Genomic DNA, 15,895 nt, shown 5'->3' on the forward strand with positions numbered 1-15,895 from the left:
AGCAAAGGGTTGCCCGCACCCTACGCGCTCAGCGCGGTGGCGACAATCGGCCGGAGGTCACAACGCCGCGGTCAGCGGGCATTCGCCGCGTTCGCGGCAGGCCTGCAGTTCGCATTCCTGCGCGGCTTCATCGTCATCCAGTGCGGTCAGGTCGAAGGTCTGCTTGTTCTCGCCCAGCACGTACATCACCGGGTAGTCCCACACGTCGTCACTGCGGGTGCCCTTCACGAACAGCCGGCCGTGTGCACGGGGGCCCTCCAGGGCCACGGTCAGGCCGACATCGCGCTGGCCATTGAGCGCAGTCTGCATGCTGCCCAGCGGCATCGATTCGGAGCGCAGCGGCTCGCCGAAGGCTTCCACCAGTTCGATGCTGCACCCCGCGCGACGCATCGCTTCACGCATCGGCGGGCTCTCGCGTGCCGCCTCGCTCCAGCGCAGCACGCTCCAGGCCACCACGCCGCCGGCCCCGGCCAGCACCAGCAGCACGGTCAGCGGCATCGCCCAGCGCCAGTGACGGCACCACCAGCCGGCGGGCTTCGGGCCATGGGTGGGAATCGGCGGTGGCAGGGTCATCGGCGGGCTCCTTCCCGTCTGCGTATCAGGGCTTCAGGCAGCGCCCCAGGAAGGCTTCGGCCACGCGGTAGCGATGCAGGGCATCGGCACCGGACAGGCCATGCTTGGCACCCGGATAGGTCATCAGTTCGAACGGCTGCGCGCGCTTCTGCAGCGCGCTCATCAGGCTGGTCGAGTTGGTGAACAGCACGTTGTCATCGGCCATGCCATGGATCAGCAGCAACGGCGAACGCAGGCCGTCGATATGGGTCAGCACGCGCGCTTCGCGGTAACCCGCTTCGTTGCGCGCCGGCAGGTCCATGTAGCGTTCGGTGTAGTGGCTGTCATACAGGCCCCAGTCGGTGACCGGTGCACCGGCCACGCCACAGGCGTACTGGTTCGATGCCTTGGCCAGCAGCATCAGGGTCATGTAGCCGCCGTTGGACCAGCCCTGCACGCCGATGCGCGCCGGGTCCACCCACGGCTGCTGCTTCAGCCAGGTCACGCCGCGCAGCTGGTCGGTCACTTCCACCGTGCCCTGCCTGCCATACAACGCGCCACCGAAGTCACGGCCACGTCGCGGGGTGCCGCGGTTGTCCAGCGAGAACACCACGTAGCCCTGCTGGGCCAGGTACTGGTTGAACAGGTGATCACCACGGCCGGGCCAGCTGTCGGTGACGGTCTGGCTGGCCGGGCCGCCGTAGACATACACCGCCACCGGGTAGCGCTTGGACGGATCGAAGCCGGCCGGCTTGATCAGGCTGTAGTTCAGCGGGGTCTTGCCGTCGGCAGCCATCAACGTGCCGAACTCGACCGGGCGCTGCGCATCGCGGTAACGCGCGTACGGATGCTTGGGATCGGCCAGGTCGTTCTCCACCAGCGTAGCGATCTTCTCGCCATTGGCGCGGAACAGTTCGATCTGCGGCGGCGTGGTGCTGTTGGACCAGCTGTCCACATAGACGCTGGCGTTGCGGGCGAAGCTGGCGCTGTGCATGCCCGGCGCCTTGGACAGGCGCTGCGGCTCACCGCCCTGCAGCGACACCGCGTAGATCTGGCTTTCGCGCGAGGTCTCGATGCCGGCACGGAAGTAGGCCTTGCCGGCCTTTTCATCGACCGCCAGCAGCTCGTCCACCGGCCAGTTGCCGTGGGTCAGCGCGGTGGTCTTGCCCTTGCTGTCGATGCGGTACAGGTGCTGGAAGCCGGTGCGCTCGGACGACCACAGCACGCTGCCGTCATCCAGAAAACGCAGGCTGTTGTGCAGCGGCACCCAGGTCGGGCTGGTCTCGTGGGCGAGCACGCGCTGGCGGTTGGAATCGAGTGCCACTTCCACCAGGTCCAGCTGCTTCTGGTCGCGCGACTGGCGCTGGAAGCTCAGGTGCTGCGCATCGCGCCAATCGACGCGGGCCAGGTAGATGTCCTGTTCCTTGCCCAGGTCGACCCAGCGCGGCTGCGCATCGGCAGCCGGTGCGATCACGCCCAGCTGCACGCGTACGTTGGCGTCGCCGGCGGCCGGGTAACGCTGTTCGATCACATCGGTGCGGTCGGCGTAGACCTCGTAGCGCTTCTGCACCGGCACCGGTGCCTCGTCGATGCGGGCGAAGGCGATGGTCGAATCGTCCGGCGCCCACCAGTAGCCGGTGTGGCGGTCCATTTCTTCATCGGCGACGAACTCGGCCACGCCGTTGCCGATGGTGGTGCTGCCGTCGCGGGTCAGCTGCAGCTGCCTGCCACTGGCCAGGTCGATCACCCACAGGTTGCGGCCGCGGATGAAGCTGACGAAGCCGCCCTTGGGTGACAGCTTGGCGTCGGTGGCGAAGCCTTCACCATGGGTCAGCTGGCGCACGGCCGCCGCTCCCTGCTGCTTGAGGTCGTACAGGTAGAGTTCGCCGCCCAACGGGAACAGCAGGCGCTGCGCGTCCGGCGACCACTGGTAATCGACAATGCCGGTCATCGCGGCGATGCGCTGGCGCTCGCGGCGGGCCTTTTCCTCATCGCTGAGGGTCTCGGTGCCGGGCAGCACCACCTTGGAATCAACCAGCAGGCGGGTCTGGCCGCTGCCGATGTCGTAGGTCCACAGGTCCAGCTGGTTGCGGTCGCTGTCCTTGCCGCGCAGGAAACTGACCTGCGAACCGTCCGGCGCCACCTTCGGCTTCATCAGGGTCGGGCCGGACAGCGGCAGCGGGCCGGTGATGGCTTCCAGGGTCAGCTTTTCAGCGTGGGCGGCGGTACTGGTGGCGAGCATGAGGGCGAGCGAAGCGAACAGGTGGCGCATGGAGGATCCCGTCAAACGGCAGGTCCGCCCCGCGGCTGGCGCCGGGCGGTCGTCCCCCATCCTAACCAAGCCCGTGCAGGAAGGCAGCATGACCTTCTGCCCATGCCGCGGTGCTGGGGTCAGAGCCCTTTGCGCTGCAAAGGGATCCGACCCCGCGACGGGTCAGCGCTGGCCGAACAGGTGCTTGCGCTCTTCGTCGCTGAGCGGCTTGCCGGCGTTGGGGTTCACCTGCTGGCGCAAGGCATAGGCACGTTGGGTGGCCGGGCGTGCGGCGATGGCATCGTGCCAGCGCTTGAGGTTCGGGAATGCGGCGAAATCCACCGGCAGCTTGTCGTAGGCGCCGATCCACGGGTAGCTGGCCATGTCGGCGATGGTGTACTCGTCGCCGGCCAGGAAGGCGTGCTGGGCCAGGCGCTTGTCCATCACCCCATGCAGGCGGCGCACTTCGTTGTCATAGCGCTCGATCGCATACGGGATCTTTTCCGGCGCATACACATTGAAATGCCCCATCTGGCCGCTCATCGGGCCCAGGCCGGCCATCTGCCAGAACAGCCACTCCAGGGTGGTGACGCGGCCGCGCGGGTCGCGGGGCAGGAACTGGCCGGTCTTCTCGGCCAGGTACAGCAGGATCGCGCCGGACTCGAACACGCTCTGCGGGGCACCGCCATCGGCCGGGGCCTGGTCGACAATGGCCGGCATCTTGTTGTTGGGCGAAATGGCGAGGAATTCCGGCTTGAACTGGTCGCCCGAGCCGATGTTGACCGGGTGGATGCGGTATTCCAGGCCGGTTTCTTCCAACAGCAGGGTCACTTTGTGGCCGTTCGGTGTGGGCCAGTAATACAGGTCGATCATGGCGTCGGCTCGGGGTGCGGAAAGGAACCTGAAGTCTAGTGCGAGAGTTGGGTTGGCACCGTCATGGCGGGCCGGTAACCTCGCCTCTCCCCCGAAACGCAGCATCCCCCGCATGAGTGCAAACCGCCCGCCGCTCTCCCCGTTGTCCACGCTGATCTTCGCCTCGCGCTGGCTGCAGCTGCCGCTGTACCTGGGCCTGATCCTTGCCCAGTGCGTCTACGTGTTCCTGTTCGGCAAGGAACTCTGGCACCTGCTGTCCCATTCGGTCTCGATGGGCGAACAGCAGATCATGCTGATCGTGCTGGGCCTGATCGACGTGGTGATGATCTCCAACCTGCTGGTGATGGTGATCGTCGGCGGCTACGAGACCTTCGTCTCGCGCCTGCGCCTGGAAGGCCATCCGGACCAGCCGGAGTGGCTGAGCCACGTCAACGCCAGCGTGCTGAAGGTGAAGCTGGCGATGGCGATCATCGGCATCTCCTCGATCCACCTGCTGAAGACCTTCATCGCCACCAGCGCGCTGAAGGGATTGCCGCTGTGCAAACCGGAACAATGGGCAGCAGCGGTGTCGTCGGCTTCGACCAGTTTCTACAGCGCTGGCGTCGATACCTGCACGACCATGACCCAGGAAGGCGTGCTGTGGCAGACCATCATCCACTGCGTGTTCATCCTGTCGGCGATCGGCATCGCCTGGACCGACAAGCTGATGTCCAACAGCCACAGCAAGTCGCACGACAAGGCGCACGACCACTGAGGTCGTTGCCAGCAGCGGCATGACGCCGTTGCCCGTTCCGGCCACCGCCCCTTGTACGCGGCGGTGGCCGGGATGCTAGATTGCACCCTCGCCGTTGCCGGCGGTGGCGTCGGGAAACGTCACCCTGCCGCGCCCGGACCGCAGGTCCCGGCCTTGCATATCAATGATTTACGTCACGTCGTCTTCTAGAGGGGAGCAGGATGTCGCACGTCTCAACGATCACCGCCGCGCGCCGGTGGCTGCCGGTTGCTTTGGCACTGGCGCTGGCCGCCTGCTCGGGCAAGGAAGAATCCGCAGCACCGGCCCCGGCCGCCGCACCCACCGCCGCTGCACCGGCCGCACCGGTGGTCGCCGCCAAGGTGCAGTCGATGGGTACCGAGCAGCTGCGTGAGTCGGCCAGCCAGGCCCTGCGCGAGAACCGCATGTACGCGCCGGCCGGCGACAACGCCATCGAGTACTACCTCGCCCTGCGCGACAAGACCCCGGACGACGCCTCGGTGAAGAGCGCGCTGACCGACCTGCTGCCCTATACCCTGATCGCCGCCGAACAGCACCTGGGCCGCGAGGACTACACCGAAGCGCAGCGCCTGGTGGCGCTGATCGAGAAGGTGGATGCCTCCGCGCCGGCCCTGCCGCGCCTGAAGGACGGCCTGGCCAAGGGCGTGCAGAACGCTGCCAAGCGCACCGAAGCGGAAGCCGAGAAGGCGAAGAAGGACGCTGAGGACCGCAGCAAGCAGCAGACCGAACAGCAGCGCCTGGCCGAGCAGCGCGCCAAGGAAGCCGACGCAGCCAAGCAGATCGCCGCCCAGCAGGATGCCGCCCGCCGCGACAACGAGCGCCAGGAAGCCGAGCGCCAGGCTGCTGCCCGCCGCGAAGCCGAGCAGAAGCAGCAGCAGGCTGCCGCCCAGCAGGCCAGCGCCGCACGCCAGGCTGCAGCCCCGGCGGCCGCTGCAGCGCCGAACCTGCGCCCGGTCAGCACCCCGGCACCGCGCTATCCGTCCGAGGCGCTGCGTGCAGGCACCTCCGGCGAAGTGCTGGTGGAAATCACCGTCGGCACCGACGGTTCGGTGATCAACGCCCGCGTGCTGCGCGCAACCCCGTCGCGCGTCTTCGATCGCGAAGCCATGAACGCGGTCAAGCGCTGGCGCTTCGAGCCGGTCAGCGCGCCGGTCACCACCCGCCGCACCCTGGTATTCGCCCCGGGCGGCGGCTGACCACGAAAAAGGGGACGGAGGGGATTAAGTCGTTTCCGCCCCGCAATGACGACACGGCCCGGCATGTCCGGGCCGTGTTCGTTTCAGGAGAGGCTGTCGATCATGCGCTGCAGTGCCGGATCGCGTGCGGCCAACACCTGGAACAGGCCCAGCGCATGTAGGCCCGGCAACAGCGCACGCAGGTCGGCTTCGGCGGTGGCACGGGTGGCGTCATCGCTGGCGGGATCCTGCCAGTCACGGACGCTGGCGAGGAAGGCACCGACGCTGCCCTTGCGCACGGTGAGGCCGTTTACCTGCACGTCGTTCTGGTGGTCGGGAAGGATGTCCTGCGGCTGCATGGCGAGGTACTCGATTGGAGGGGAGCTCCAGTGTGGACGCCTCGCAATAGCGATTCTGCCGTATAACTGCCACCTTATATGGTAGATCAGACATCCACTGCATTGATCGACCCGGCACTGGCCAACGCCAGCGACGGGCCAGTGCTGCTGGCGGCCCAGCTGCGACTGCATCGCCCGCGACGCACGGCCCGTCACCAGCACGTCCGCGGCCAGCTGCTGGGCGCGCACCAGGGCGTGCTGCGGATCGAGGTCGGCGATCTGCAGTGGCTGCTGCCGGCGGGGCACGTCGCCTGGATTCCGCCCTTGCTGCCCCACGCACTGGTGGGGGCGGAAGGATTCGATGGCTGGAGCCTGTACTTCTGCGCCGAGGCCTGCCTGGATCTTCCAGCTCAACCGCGCATTTTCCAGCCCAACGCGCTGTTGCAGGCCGCGACGACGCGTGCGCTGCACTGGCCACACCAAGCACTGGACGCCGCGCAGGCACGCCTGGCCGGCGTGATCGCCGATGAGATCATCGCCAGCACGCCCCTGCCACTTGCCCTGCCACAACCGCGGGATCGCCGCCTGCGGCGGATCGCTGCGGTGCTGGCACGTTCGCCGGATGACCTTCGCAGTGTCGAGGCGTGGGCAGCCACCTGCGGCCTGTCCAGCCGCAGCCTCGCCCGTCGTTGGCAGGCCGAAACCCACATGACGCTGAGCCAGTGGCGGCAGCGCCTGCGCGTGCTGCTGGCGCTGCCCCGTCTGCTGTCTGGCGAACCAGTGATCAGCGTCGCGCTGTCGATGGGCTACGACACGCCCAGTGCCTTCATCACCGTGTTCAAGCGCGAGATGGGAATGACGCCTGCGCGCTACGCAAAAGGGGACGGAGGGGATTAAGTCGCTTTCGACTCATCCGACACGGCTTCGCGGCGTTGCCTGATGTCCTGCTCCGCGGCCGCGATGACAGGCTGGAAACCCCTTCAGTCTTCGAATCCCATGCCCCGACAAGCGCGCCTGATGCTGGCAGGCCAGCCCTATCACGTGGTCCAGCGCGGTGTGAACAAGGGCGCGATCTTCATCGACGACATCGACCGCCAACTGTTCCTGCATCTGCTGCACAGCGCATTCCTGAAGCACCACGTCGCACTGCATGCCTATGTACTGATGGGCAACCACATCCACCTGCTGGCCACGCCTTCCACACAGCAGGGACTGGCGGGCGCAATGCGCATGCAGGGCAACAACTACGTGCAGGCCTTCAACCAGCGGCACGGACGCAGCGGGCCTCTGTGGCAGGGGCGCTTCCATTCCTCGATGATCGACAGCGACGCGTATCTTCTCAGCGTATACCGCTACATCGAACGCAATCCGGTTCGCGCCGGGATTGCTGTCAGCGCCGAAGATCATCCGTGGTCCAGCGTGCACGGCAACCTTCAACGACGGGATGATCCAATGCTCACCCTGCATCCCGCGTTCAAAGCACTTGCAGGAACCGCTCGGCAGAGGACGAGGTTGTATGCCGAATTCCTGCGCGATGTGAATGCATCCGCAGACCTGCCCGCAATCCGCAACCACAGCGCCAGGCAACGCCCGATGGGGGACGCTGCATTCCTGTGGATGGTGGAGCAGACGCTGGGGCGCCCTGTGGCGATGCGCGGACGAGGGCGCCCGCGCAAGGAGGGGACGGGGGAGGCAGAAACGACTTAATCCCCTCCGTCCCCTTTTTGGGTCAGCCGGAGATCGCCAGGCGCTCGTTGTGGTAACGGCGAACGGCGGCGAACCACAGCACCGCGGCCAGGCCGAGGCTGGCGCCGAGGTAGATCGCCCAGACCGCCGGGGTGATCGTCTCGTGGCGGATCACCTTCAGCAGCATCTGGTTCTGCGACAGGAACGGCACGGCGTACTGCCACATCTCGCTCTTCAGCGGATAGGCCACCAGTGCATAGCCGGGCAGCATCGGCAACAGCATCAGCCAGGTCATGTGGCTCTGCGCTTCCTTCATGCTCTTGGCAGCGGCCGACAGGAAGGTCAGCAGCGAGGTGCCGATCAGCAGCATCGGCAGCATCACCAGCAGCATCTGCAGCATCGATCCGACGTTCATGTTGAACTGGCGGCCGATGTTGCCGGGCGCGATCTGCGCGCTCACCTTGAACGCGACCAGGGTCAGCAGCAGCGACACGAAACCGACCACGCAGGCGGCGGCGATCTTGCCGCTGACGATCGCGCTGCGCGAGCCCGGCGTGGCCAGCAGTGGTTCCAGCGACTGCCGTTCGCGCTCGCCGGCGGTGGCGTCCATCACCAGGTAGGCGCCACCGATGAACGAGGTCAGCGTCAGCAGTACCGGCAGCAGCATCGACAGGATCATGCCGCGCTTGGCCTCGGCACTGGCCAGGTCCTGGCGCGCCACGTCCAGCGGGCGTGCCACCTGTGCATCGATGCCGCGCGCCATCAGGCGCAGTGCTCCGACCTGGCCGTTGTAGGTGGCCAGCGCCGCCTCCAGGCGGGCGCCGGGCACTTCGGCAGCGCGCCGCGTGCTGTCCTTGATCACCTCCACCAGTGCCGGCTTGCCATCGGCCCAGTCCTTGCCGAAGTCATCGCTGATGCGCAGCGCCACATCGATGTCCTGGGTGCGAATGGCCTCGGCCAGGTCCTTCGGTGCCGGTGCGGCATTGAGGCCCTGTGCGGCGAGGAAGCGCACCAGGTTCGGCGCGTTCTCCGCGCCGATGGTCGGGATCTGCAACGGCTCTTCGATCTGGGTGCGCACCCGGCTCTCGGCCAGCTTGCCCATGCCCAGCAGCAGCACCGGGTACAGCAGCGGCCCGAACAGCAGGGTCAGCAGCAGCGTACGACGGTCACGCGACAGGTCGCGCAGTTCCTTGCGCATCACCGTCATCAGGGTCGACATCATGCTCATGCGTGCAGGCCCTCTTCGCTGCCGATCAGTTTCACGAACGCGTCCTCAAGATTGGCTTCACCGGCCTGTGCGCGCAGCTCGTCGGCGCTGCCGGCGGCCATCACCGTGCCCTTGGCGATGATCACGATGTGGTCACACAACGCGCCCACCTCCTGCATGATGTGGCTGGACAGGATCACGCAGCGGCCCTCTTCGCGCAGGCCCAGCAGGAAACGGCGCAGCGCGCGCGTGGTCATCACGTCCAGGCCGTTGGTCGGTTCGTCGAGGATGACGTTGCGCGGGTCGTGCACCAGTGCGCGGGCAATCGCGGTCTTGGTGCGCTGGCCCTGCGAGAAGCCATCGGTCTGCCGGTCGAGGATGTCGCCCATGTCCAGCGCGTGCGACAGCACCTCGATGCGTTCGCGGATGCGCTCGGCCGACAGGCCATGCAGCTCGCCGAAATAGGCGATGTTCTCGCGCGCGGTCAGGCGCTTGTAGACGCCACGCGCATCAGGCAGCACGCCGAGGTGGCGACGCACCTCCACCGGATTGCGTGCCGCATCGATGCCGTCGACAGTGATGCTGCCCTGATCGGGCGTCATCAGTGTGTAGAGCATGCGCATGGTGGTGGTCTTGCCGGCACCGTTGGGGCCGAGCAGGCCGGTGATCCGCCCATCCCCGGCGCGGAAGCCGACGTTGGCGACCGCCTGGATGCGGCCCGTGCGGGTATCGAAGGCCTTGTGCAGGTTGTCGGCGACGATCATGGTTCCCATCCGTTGAACGAGGTGAACGCCGGCACGTAGCTCAGCGTGTCCAGGCAGCCGGCATCCAGCGCCTTGGCATCGGTCTTGTCGATGAACTGGCCGAGCAGGCGCGGCATGCAGCCGGCGGTCAACGTGCCATGGCCCTGGCCACGGGCGACCAGCGCACGGCCATTGGGCAGGCCCTTGAGCACCTGCGCGGCGTAGCGCGGCGGCGTCACCGGGTCCAGCTCACCGGACAGCAGCAGTGCCGGCACGTCGCTGCGCAGCGGCACGGCATCGGTTGCCGGCGCCGGACGATGCGGCCACACCGGGCAGGCCGCGAAGAAGGCACTGGCGACTTCGTTGCCGAACAGCCGCTCGGGGTCCTCGGCCGGCGCGTGGTAGCGCGGTGCATCCTCGCTGCAGATCACCGACCACTGCATGCCGCGGTTGATCTGGAAATCCATGCTGCGGTTCGCGCCGCGCGCCAGCGATGCCAGCGGTGCGTAGCGACCGTGTGCGGCCTCATCCAGCACCAATGGCAGCAGCGAGGAATACTGCGGCACGTAGGAGAAGGCGAAGGCCAGGCCGACCACGCTGTCCGGCGTCAGGACATCCTGCCGCGGTGCGTTGGTACCCGGATCGCGATACTCGACCGAGACCGGTGCACGGCGCAGGGTGTCGACCACGCTGCGCAGCTGCGCGCGGGTGTCGGTCGGGAAACGCTTGCTGCACGCGGCATCCTTGCGGCACTGCGCCGACTGCAGGGCGATCGAATCCTCGAACGTGGTCGCGAAGTCGCCACCGACCACCAGCTCGTTCGGCACCACGCCATCGATGACGATGCTGCGGGTGTGCTGCGGATAGGCGCCGGCATAGCGCTGGGCCACACGGGTGCCGTAGGAGCCACCGACCAGGTTGACCTGATCCACGCCAAGCGCACCACGCACCGCGTCCAGATCGGCGATGGCCTCGGTGGTGGTGTAAAAGCGCGCGTCGGCACGCCCCTGCAGCGACGCCGCGCAGCGCTGGGCGTAGTCGCGCAGCGATGCCTCGGAAGGCGCGGCATCCTCGTCCATCTGCAGTGGCTTGCCGTCCGTGCCCAGGCAGCTGAGCGGGTTGGAGCCGCCGGTGCCGCGCTGGTCGATCAGGAACACGTCGCGCTGCTTGCGCACCTGGCGCAGCGCGGTATCGACGATGACCGCCACCTCGCTGGCCGCCTGGCCGGGGCCGCCGGCCAGGAAGAACACCGGGTCGGGCTGGCTGGCACCACTGCTGCCCGATTCCAGCCAGGCAATGCGCAGGCCGATCCGGCGGCCATCGGGCTGGGCCCGGTCCTCCGGTACCTGCAGGGTGGCGCACTGCGCCTCCACGTTGGCGCTGGCGCCTTCGGTGGACAACGTACAGGGCTGGAAGTCGATCGTGCCGAATCGACGGCTGGGTGCATCACTGGCACTTCCGGCGTCGGCCGGCGGCGGCTGGCTGCACCCGGCAATCATCAGGCTGGCCAGCATCCCGGCCAGCGCGAGGTGGTGTCTTTGCATCGTGCTCGTTTCCCCTGGAGGACGTTCCTGTCGACCACGACGGGCTGCCGCGGAAGATGTGACCCAACTTACACGGGCAGCGCGCCAACGGCGATGGGCAATGACGAATCCGCCACCGACGGCGCACAGACCAGGCGGTCCCGCCCCTCGGCCTTGGCCCGGTACAGGGCGGCATCGGCGGCGGCCAGCAGGGTCGACAGATCGCCCTGCCCTGCATCCATCGCAAGACCGACGCTGGCGGTGACCGGCACCCGTCCCTCGGCCAGCAGAGCCGGCCGCTGTTGCAGGCGTGCGCGGATCGCGGCGGCCCGCTCCACCGCGTCGTCGCGCGTGCTTCCGGCCAGCACCAGCACGAATTCTTCGCCGCCGTAACGGCCCAGCAGGTGCTCGTGGCCCTGCACGCAGTGCTGCAGCGTCGCCGAAAAATGGCGCAGCACCTGGTCGCCCGCCAGGTGGCCCCACCGATCATTGATCTTCTTGAAGTGGTCCACGTCGATCAGCAGCAGCACCAGCGGGCGGCGCTGCCGGCGCAGCTTCAGCAGTTGCGCCTGACCGTCGGCCAGCACCGCGCTGCGGTTGAGCAGGCCGGTCAGGCCATCGGTACGGGCGGCATGGCGCAGGTCGACCAGCATGCGCTCGACCAGCAGCAGCACCATCGCAAAGCAACGCGCCAGCTCCAGCATCACCCCGGCGATGTACGTGGCGAACATCGGCGAGCCAGTGCGCATGATGTCCTCCCCGGCATCCGGTGCCACCGGCAGGAACAGGCGCCCCCCATAGAGAGCGGCCTCCGCCAGGAACACGGTGGCGGCCAGGCGGCAGCTGGTGCGCTGCTGGGGCGGCGCATGCCGCAGCAGCAACCCGGCGATCCAGCCATCGACAATCAGTGCGAACACGCTGAACACCTGCAGGCGCAGGGCCAGGTTCGGCCACAGCACCAGGAAGGCGAAGATGCAGGCCATGAACGCGGCCGCCATCAGCAACGGCCGCCACAGCGGCAACGGCTGCTCCAGATGCAGGGCCACGCCGCGCAGCATCATCAGCCCGCAGCCGGCCATCGCTGCATTGCCGGCCAGTACCGCCGGGACCAGTGGCAGGTAGGGTCGCAAGGCCAGCAGGGTCACCCCCAGGGTCAGCAGCCACAGGCTGATGGTCCACTGCCGCAGCACAGGTTGCCCGCGCAGTACGACCAGCAACAGCGAGAACCCCACGGCAATGCCGATGCAGAGCAGGAAGCCAAGCACGGTGATGGTGGGGAAATCCAGGGACATGCGGCGCTCGTCGGCCGGGGCGGCGCGCGCATCTTAGCGCCTTGTTGCGCGATCCCCGTGGCGTCCTCCTGCCCGATGCCGGTGTGGGGTCTGAAAACGGCGAGCATGGCGACGGGCGCATGCGCACAATCCGCGGAACACCCAAGGAGACGCCCATGCACGCGTGGTACCTCGGCGGCATCGACCACCGCCCGTTCCTGCACTTGTTCGAGATGAGCGACAGCGCGCTCGCCGCGCTCGGCATCCAGCGTCGCTGGGCGGGCGCCAATGGCGGCCATCCCTGCCGGATCAGCCTGAGCGATCCCGCACCTGGCAGCGAACTGCTCCTGCTGTCCCACGTCCACCTGCCGCTGCACTCGCCGTATCGCGCCGCCGGCCCGATCTTCGTGCAGCGCGGCGTGACCCGTTGCGTCCTGCCGCCGGGCGAAGTGCCCCCGTATGTACAGCGTCGGATGATTTCGGTGCGTGCCTATGACCACGCCGCGCTGATGTGCGGTGCCCAGGTCTGTGCGGGCACCGGGGTGGCCGACCACCTGGATGCATTGTTCGCCGACCCGTCGGTGGCGTTCGTCCAGCTGCACAACGCGGCGCATGGCTGTTTCTCGTGCCAGGTGGATCGGGGGAGTGCCGAGACTGCGTAGCGCGATCTCCATGACGTGATCGATGCCACGCCGGCCACGTGACGTCCAGCGCATCCGTTCAGCCCTGCGTGAAGCCTGCGGGAAGGGCTTCACATGCGCAGTCACGGATCGGTACTGCGAGGGTTCCGTCGCCTGCAGCGCGACTCGATACTCGCCGTGGTGCCGCCGAAAGTCCGCCGCGCAGCGCAGCTCCTGCGGTCACCGTTCCCTTTCGACGACCACAAGGATGCGCCATGTCATTCCGATCCACACCGCTGTTGCTGGCTACCTCGTTCGCCGCTGCGGGCCTGTGCCTGGCCGGCAGCGCGTTCGCCCACGGCACCATGACCACGCCGGTCAGCCGTGTCTATGCCTGCTTCCAGGGCAATCCCGAGAACCCGACCAACCCGGCCTGTGCCGCTGCAAAAGCGATTGGCGGTTCGCAGGCGTTCTACGACTGGAACGGCATCAACCAGGCCAACGCCAACGGCAACCATCAGGCCGTGGTGCCCGACGGCAAGCTGTGCAGCGGCAACAACCCGACCTTCCGCGGGCTGGATGTGAACCGCAGTGACTGGCAGACCACGCCGATCCAGGCCGATGCCAATGGCAAGTTCACCTTCGTGTTCAAGGCGACCGCACCGCACGCCACGCGCGACTGGCGCTTCTTCGTCACCCGCGAAGGCTGGCAGCCGGGCAGCCCACTGCGCTGGGCCGACCTGCAGGAGTTCTGCACGCTGGGCAATACACCGCTGTCGGCCGATGGCACCTACAAGCTGCAGTGTACGTTGCCGCAGCGCACCGGCCAGCATGTGATCTACAACACCTGGCAGCGCTCGGATTCGACCGAGGCGTTCTACACCTGCATGGACGTGCGCTTCCAGGGCGGCGGAGGGACCGCACCGGCACCGCAATGGCAGGATGCCGGCCCGGTCACTGCACGCGGTGAGCTGCCGGTGGGCACGACGCTGGCACTGCGCGTGTTCAACGCCAACGGCAATGATGTCGAACGCGTGGAAGCCACATTGGCCAGCGGCCAGACCGCGCCCGCGCAGTGGCCGTTGGTGCTCGCCCGCAAGGTCAATGCCAGTGCCCAGCACGCGCGCGTGGGCGTGCTTGCCGATGGCGTGATCACGCCGGCGGCCTCGGCCACCGACAACCGCGTGTACCTGAAGGACGGCAACCGCTTCCAGCTCGACACCCAGGTTCCCGACCCGGGCACGCCGTCGCCGGGCGGTGATTTCGACCACGTGTATCCGGCGGGCATCGGCAGCTATGTGCCGGGCCAGACCGTGGTGAAGAGCAGCGACGGCAAGCTGTACGCCTGCCGCCCGTTCCCGGAAGGTGCATGGTGCAACGTCAACGCCGAGGCGTACCGGCCGGGCGTGGGTGCGGCCTGGCGCGATGCGTGGATCGCATACTGAGGCGGTGATGCGGGAGGCGGTGCAGGGTGCACCGCCTTCTTCCTGCAAAGCGGCACAGTGAGCACCGTGTTGCAGATCGATCACGGCCGCCATCGAATTCGAACTTATCCGATGTTGCCGGCGGGCCTGCATGTGAAGACTGCGCGAGGTTTCCCACACCTCGCAAAGGAGTTCCTGCATGCACCTGTCCCATCGGGCAGTCCTCGCTCTGTCCGTCGTTGCCGGCCTGGCCCTGTCCGGCAGCGCCTTCGCCCACGGCACCATGACCAAGCCGCTCAGCCGCGTGAAGCAGTGCCACGAGGGCAATCCGGAAAACCCGACCAACCCGGCCTGTGCCGCGGCCAAGGCCATCGGCGGCGCGCAGCCGTTCTATGACTGGAGTGCAATCGCCCACGGCAACGCCAATGGCAACCACCGCGACCTGGTGCGTGATGGCGAACTGTGCAGTGCCAGCATCCCCAAGTACCGCGGCCTCGATCTGAACCGCAGCGACTGGCCGACCACGCCGGTCCGCGCCGATTCGCGCGGCCGCTACACCTTCGAATTCCGGGCGCCGGCGCCGCACGCCACCCGCGAGTGGAAGTTCTACGTCACCCGTGATGGCTGGCAGCCGGGCAGCCCGCTGCGCTGGGCCGACCTGCAGGAATTCTGCACCCTGGGCAACGTGCCGCTGTCCGAAGGCGGTGTCTACAAGCTGGACTGCCCGCTGCCCAAGCGCAGTGGCCAGCACATCATCTACAACACCTGGCAGCGCTCGGATTCGGGTGAGGCGTTCTACACCTGCATGGACGTGCGCTTCGAAGGTGGCGGTGGCGTGGTTCCGCCGCCGCAGTGGCAGGATGCCGGCGCGGTGACCGCCAACGGTGCGCTGGACGTGGACAGCACCGTGACCCTGCGCGTGTTCAATGCCAACGGCAATGACCTGGAGCGGCTGGAAACCAAGCTGGCGGCCGGCCAGACCAGCCCGACGCAGTGGCCGCTGGCCCTGGCCCGCAAGGTCAATGCCAGCGCACAGCACGCGCGCGTGGGTGTGATGAAGAACGGCGTGATCACGCCGGTCGCCTCGGCCACCGACAACCGCGTGTACCTGAAGCCGGGCAACCGCTTCCAGCTGGAAACCCAGGTGCCGGGTCCGGGCCCGATCGATCCGGTCGATCCGCCGGGCGGCGACTTCGACTTCGTCTACCCCGCCGGCCTCGGCAGCTACAAGCCGGGCGAGACCGTGGTGAAGGGCACCGACGGCAAGCTGTACGCCTGCCGCCCGTTCCCGGAAGGCGCCTGGTGCAACATCAACGCCGATGCCTACCGCCCGGGCACCGGCTTTGCCTGGCGCGACGCCTGGATCGCGTACTGAGGCAGGACACCGGGGGCGGCATGATGCCGCCTCCGGTTCATGGGGTTGCCGGCCAGCGGCCGGCACTACCCGGGTCCATGCGATT

The 15,895-nt window shown here is 67.6% G+C and carries 15 protein-coding genes; 7 read left to right on the forward strand and 8 right to left on the reverse strand.

The genetic code is table 11. The annotated features are described in order from the left end of the window. Positions 1-57: 57 nt before the first annotated feature. The 3 genes from AB1281_RS19150 to AB1281_RS19160 form a co-directional block, all read right to left on the reverse strand. Positions 58-573: a cytochrome c oxidase assembly factor Coa1 family protein gene (locus tag AB1281_RS19150; RefSeq protein ID WP_430346711.1), complete on the reverse strand. Its 516-nt coding sequence runs from the start codon at positions 571-573 to the stop codon at positions 58-60. Between the two features lie 25 nt (positions 574-598). Beyond that, entirely contained in the window at positions 599-2,824 is a 2,226-nt protein-coding gene (locus AB1281_RS19155; RefSeq protein WP_430346712.1) for a S9 family peptidase, read from the reverse strand. Between the two features lie 162 nt (positions 2,825-2,986). Beyond that, positions 2,987-3,676 (reverse strand): glutathione binding-like protein, encoded by a 690-nt coding sequence (locus AB1281_RS19160; protein ID WP_430346713.1) that lies wholly within the window; start codon positions 3,674-3,676, stop codon positions 2,987-2,989. A 112-nt stretch (positions 3,677-3,788) separates the two neighbouring features. On the opposite strand from AB1281_RS19160, the gene AB1281_RS19165 reads away from it, so the two are divergent. Beyond that, positions 3,789-4,430, forward strand: coding sequence for a TIGR00645 family protein (locus tag AB1281_RS19165; protein WP_430346714.1), 642 nt, complete (start codon positions 3,789-3,791; stop codon positions 4,428-4,430). 200 nt (positions 4,431-4,630) lie between these two features. Further along, positions 4,631-5,644 carry an energy transducer TonB gene (locus AB1281_RS19170; RefSeq protein ID WP_014038885.1) on the forward strand — a complete coding sequence of 338 codons (1,014 nt, stop codon included), beginning with the start codon at positions 4,631-4,633 and terminating at the stop codon, positions 5,642-5,644. 83 nt (positions 5,645-5,727) lie between these two features. Here the strand turns inward: AB1281_RS19170 and AB1281_RS19175 are convergent, their stop codons facing one another. Beyond that, entirely contained in the window at positions 5,728-5,982 is a 255-nt protein-coding gene (locus AB1281_RS19175; RefSeq protein WP_049442831.1) for a hypothetical protein, read from the reverse strand. A 78-nt stretch (positions 5,983-6,060) separates the two neighbouring features. Here AB1281_RS19175 and AB1281_RS19180 point away from each other — a divergent pair, with 78 nt between their 5' ends. Then, positions 6,061-6,858, forward strand: a complete 798-nt coding sequence (locus AB1281_RS19180) for an AraC family transcriptional regulator (RefSeq protein ID WP_430346715.1) — start codon at positions 6,061-6,063, stop codon at positions 6,856-6,858. Between the two features lie 99 nt (positions 6,859-6,957). Next, positions 6,958-7,668 carry a transposase gene (locus AB1281_RS19185; RefSeq protein WP_430346716.1) on the forward strand — a complete coding sequence of 237 codons (711 nt, stop codon included), beginning with the start codon at positions 6,958-6,960 and terminating at the stop codon, positions 7,666-7,668. 22 nt (positions 7,669-7,690) lie between these two features. On the opposite strand, the gene AB1281_RS19190 is transcribed toward AB1281_RS19185, so the two are convergent. From AB1281_RS19190 to AB1281_RS19205, 4 genes are all read right to left on the reverse strand, one after another. After that, positions 7,691-8,875: an ABC transporter permease gene (locus tag AB1281_RS19190; protein WP_014038889.1), complete on the reverse strand. Its 1,185-nt coding sequence runs from the start codon at positions 8,873-8,875 to the stop codon at positions 7,691-7,693. Next, positions 8,872-9,618 carry an ATP-binding cassette domain-containing protein gene (locus AB1281_RS19195; protein WP_014038890.1) on the reverse strand — a complete coding sequence of 249 codons (747 nt, stop codon included), beginning with the start codon at positions 9,616-9,618 and terminating at the stop codon, positions 8,872-8,874. Before AB1281_RS19195 ends, AB1281_RS19190 begins: the two co-directional genes overlap by 4 nt. Continuing rightward, on the reverse strand, positions 9,615-11,141 hold the full coding sequence (locus tag AB1281_RS19200; protein WP_430346717.1) for an alpha/beta hydrolase: 1,527 nt from the start codon (positions 11,139-11,141) through the stop codon (positions 9,615-9,617). The genes AB1281_RS19195 and AB1281_RS19200 overlap by 4 nt, the downstream gene beginning before the upstream one ends. Positions 11,142-11,209: 68 nt before the next feature. Further along, on the reverse strand, positions 11,210-12,412 hold the full coding sequence (locus AB1281_RS19205) for a GGDEF domain-containing protein (protein ID WP_430346718.1): 1,203 nt from the start codon (positions 12,410-12,412) through the stop codon (positions 11,210-11,212). 155 nt (positions 12,413-12,567) lie between these two features. Here AB1281_RS19205 and AB1281_RS19210 point away from each other — a divergent pair, with 155 nt between their 5' ends. From AB1281_RS19210 to AB1281_RS19220, 3 genes are all read left to right on the forward strand, one after another. Continuing rightward, entirely contained in the window at positions 12,568-13,053 is a 486-nt protein-coding gene (locus tag AB1281_RS19210; protein WP_430346719.1) for a DUF1203 domain-containing protein, read from the forward strand. 233 nt (positions 13,054-13,286) lie between these two features. Beyond that, complete coding sequence (locus AB1281_RS19215) at positions 13,287-14,456, forward strand: lytic polysaccharide monooxygenase (protein ID WP_430346720.1); 1,170 nt, start codon at positions 13,287-13,289, stop codon at positions 14,454-14,456. 178 nt (positions 14,457-14,634) lie between these two features. Further along, positions 14,635-15,810 (forward strand): lytic polysaccharide monooxygenase, encoded by a 1,176-nt coding sequence (locus AB1281_RS19220; protein WP_430346721.1) that lies wholly within the window; start codon positions 14,635-14,637, stop codon positions 15,808-15,810. The last annotated feature ends 85 nt before the right edge of the window (positions 15,811-15,895 follow it).

The organism is Stenotrophomonas sp. NRRL B-14846, assembly GCF_050473585.1.
Taxonomy (GTDB): domain Bacteria; phylum Pseudomonadota; class Gammaproteobacteria; order Xanthomonadales; family Xanthomonadaceae; genus Stenotrophomonas.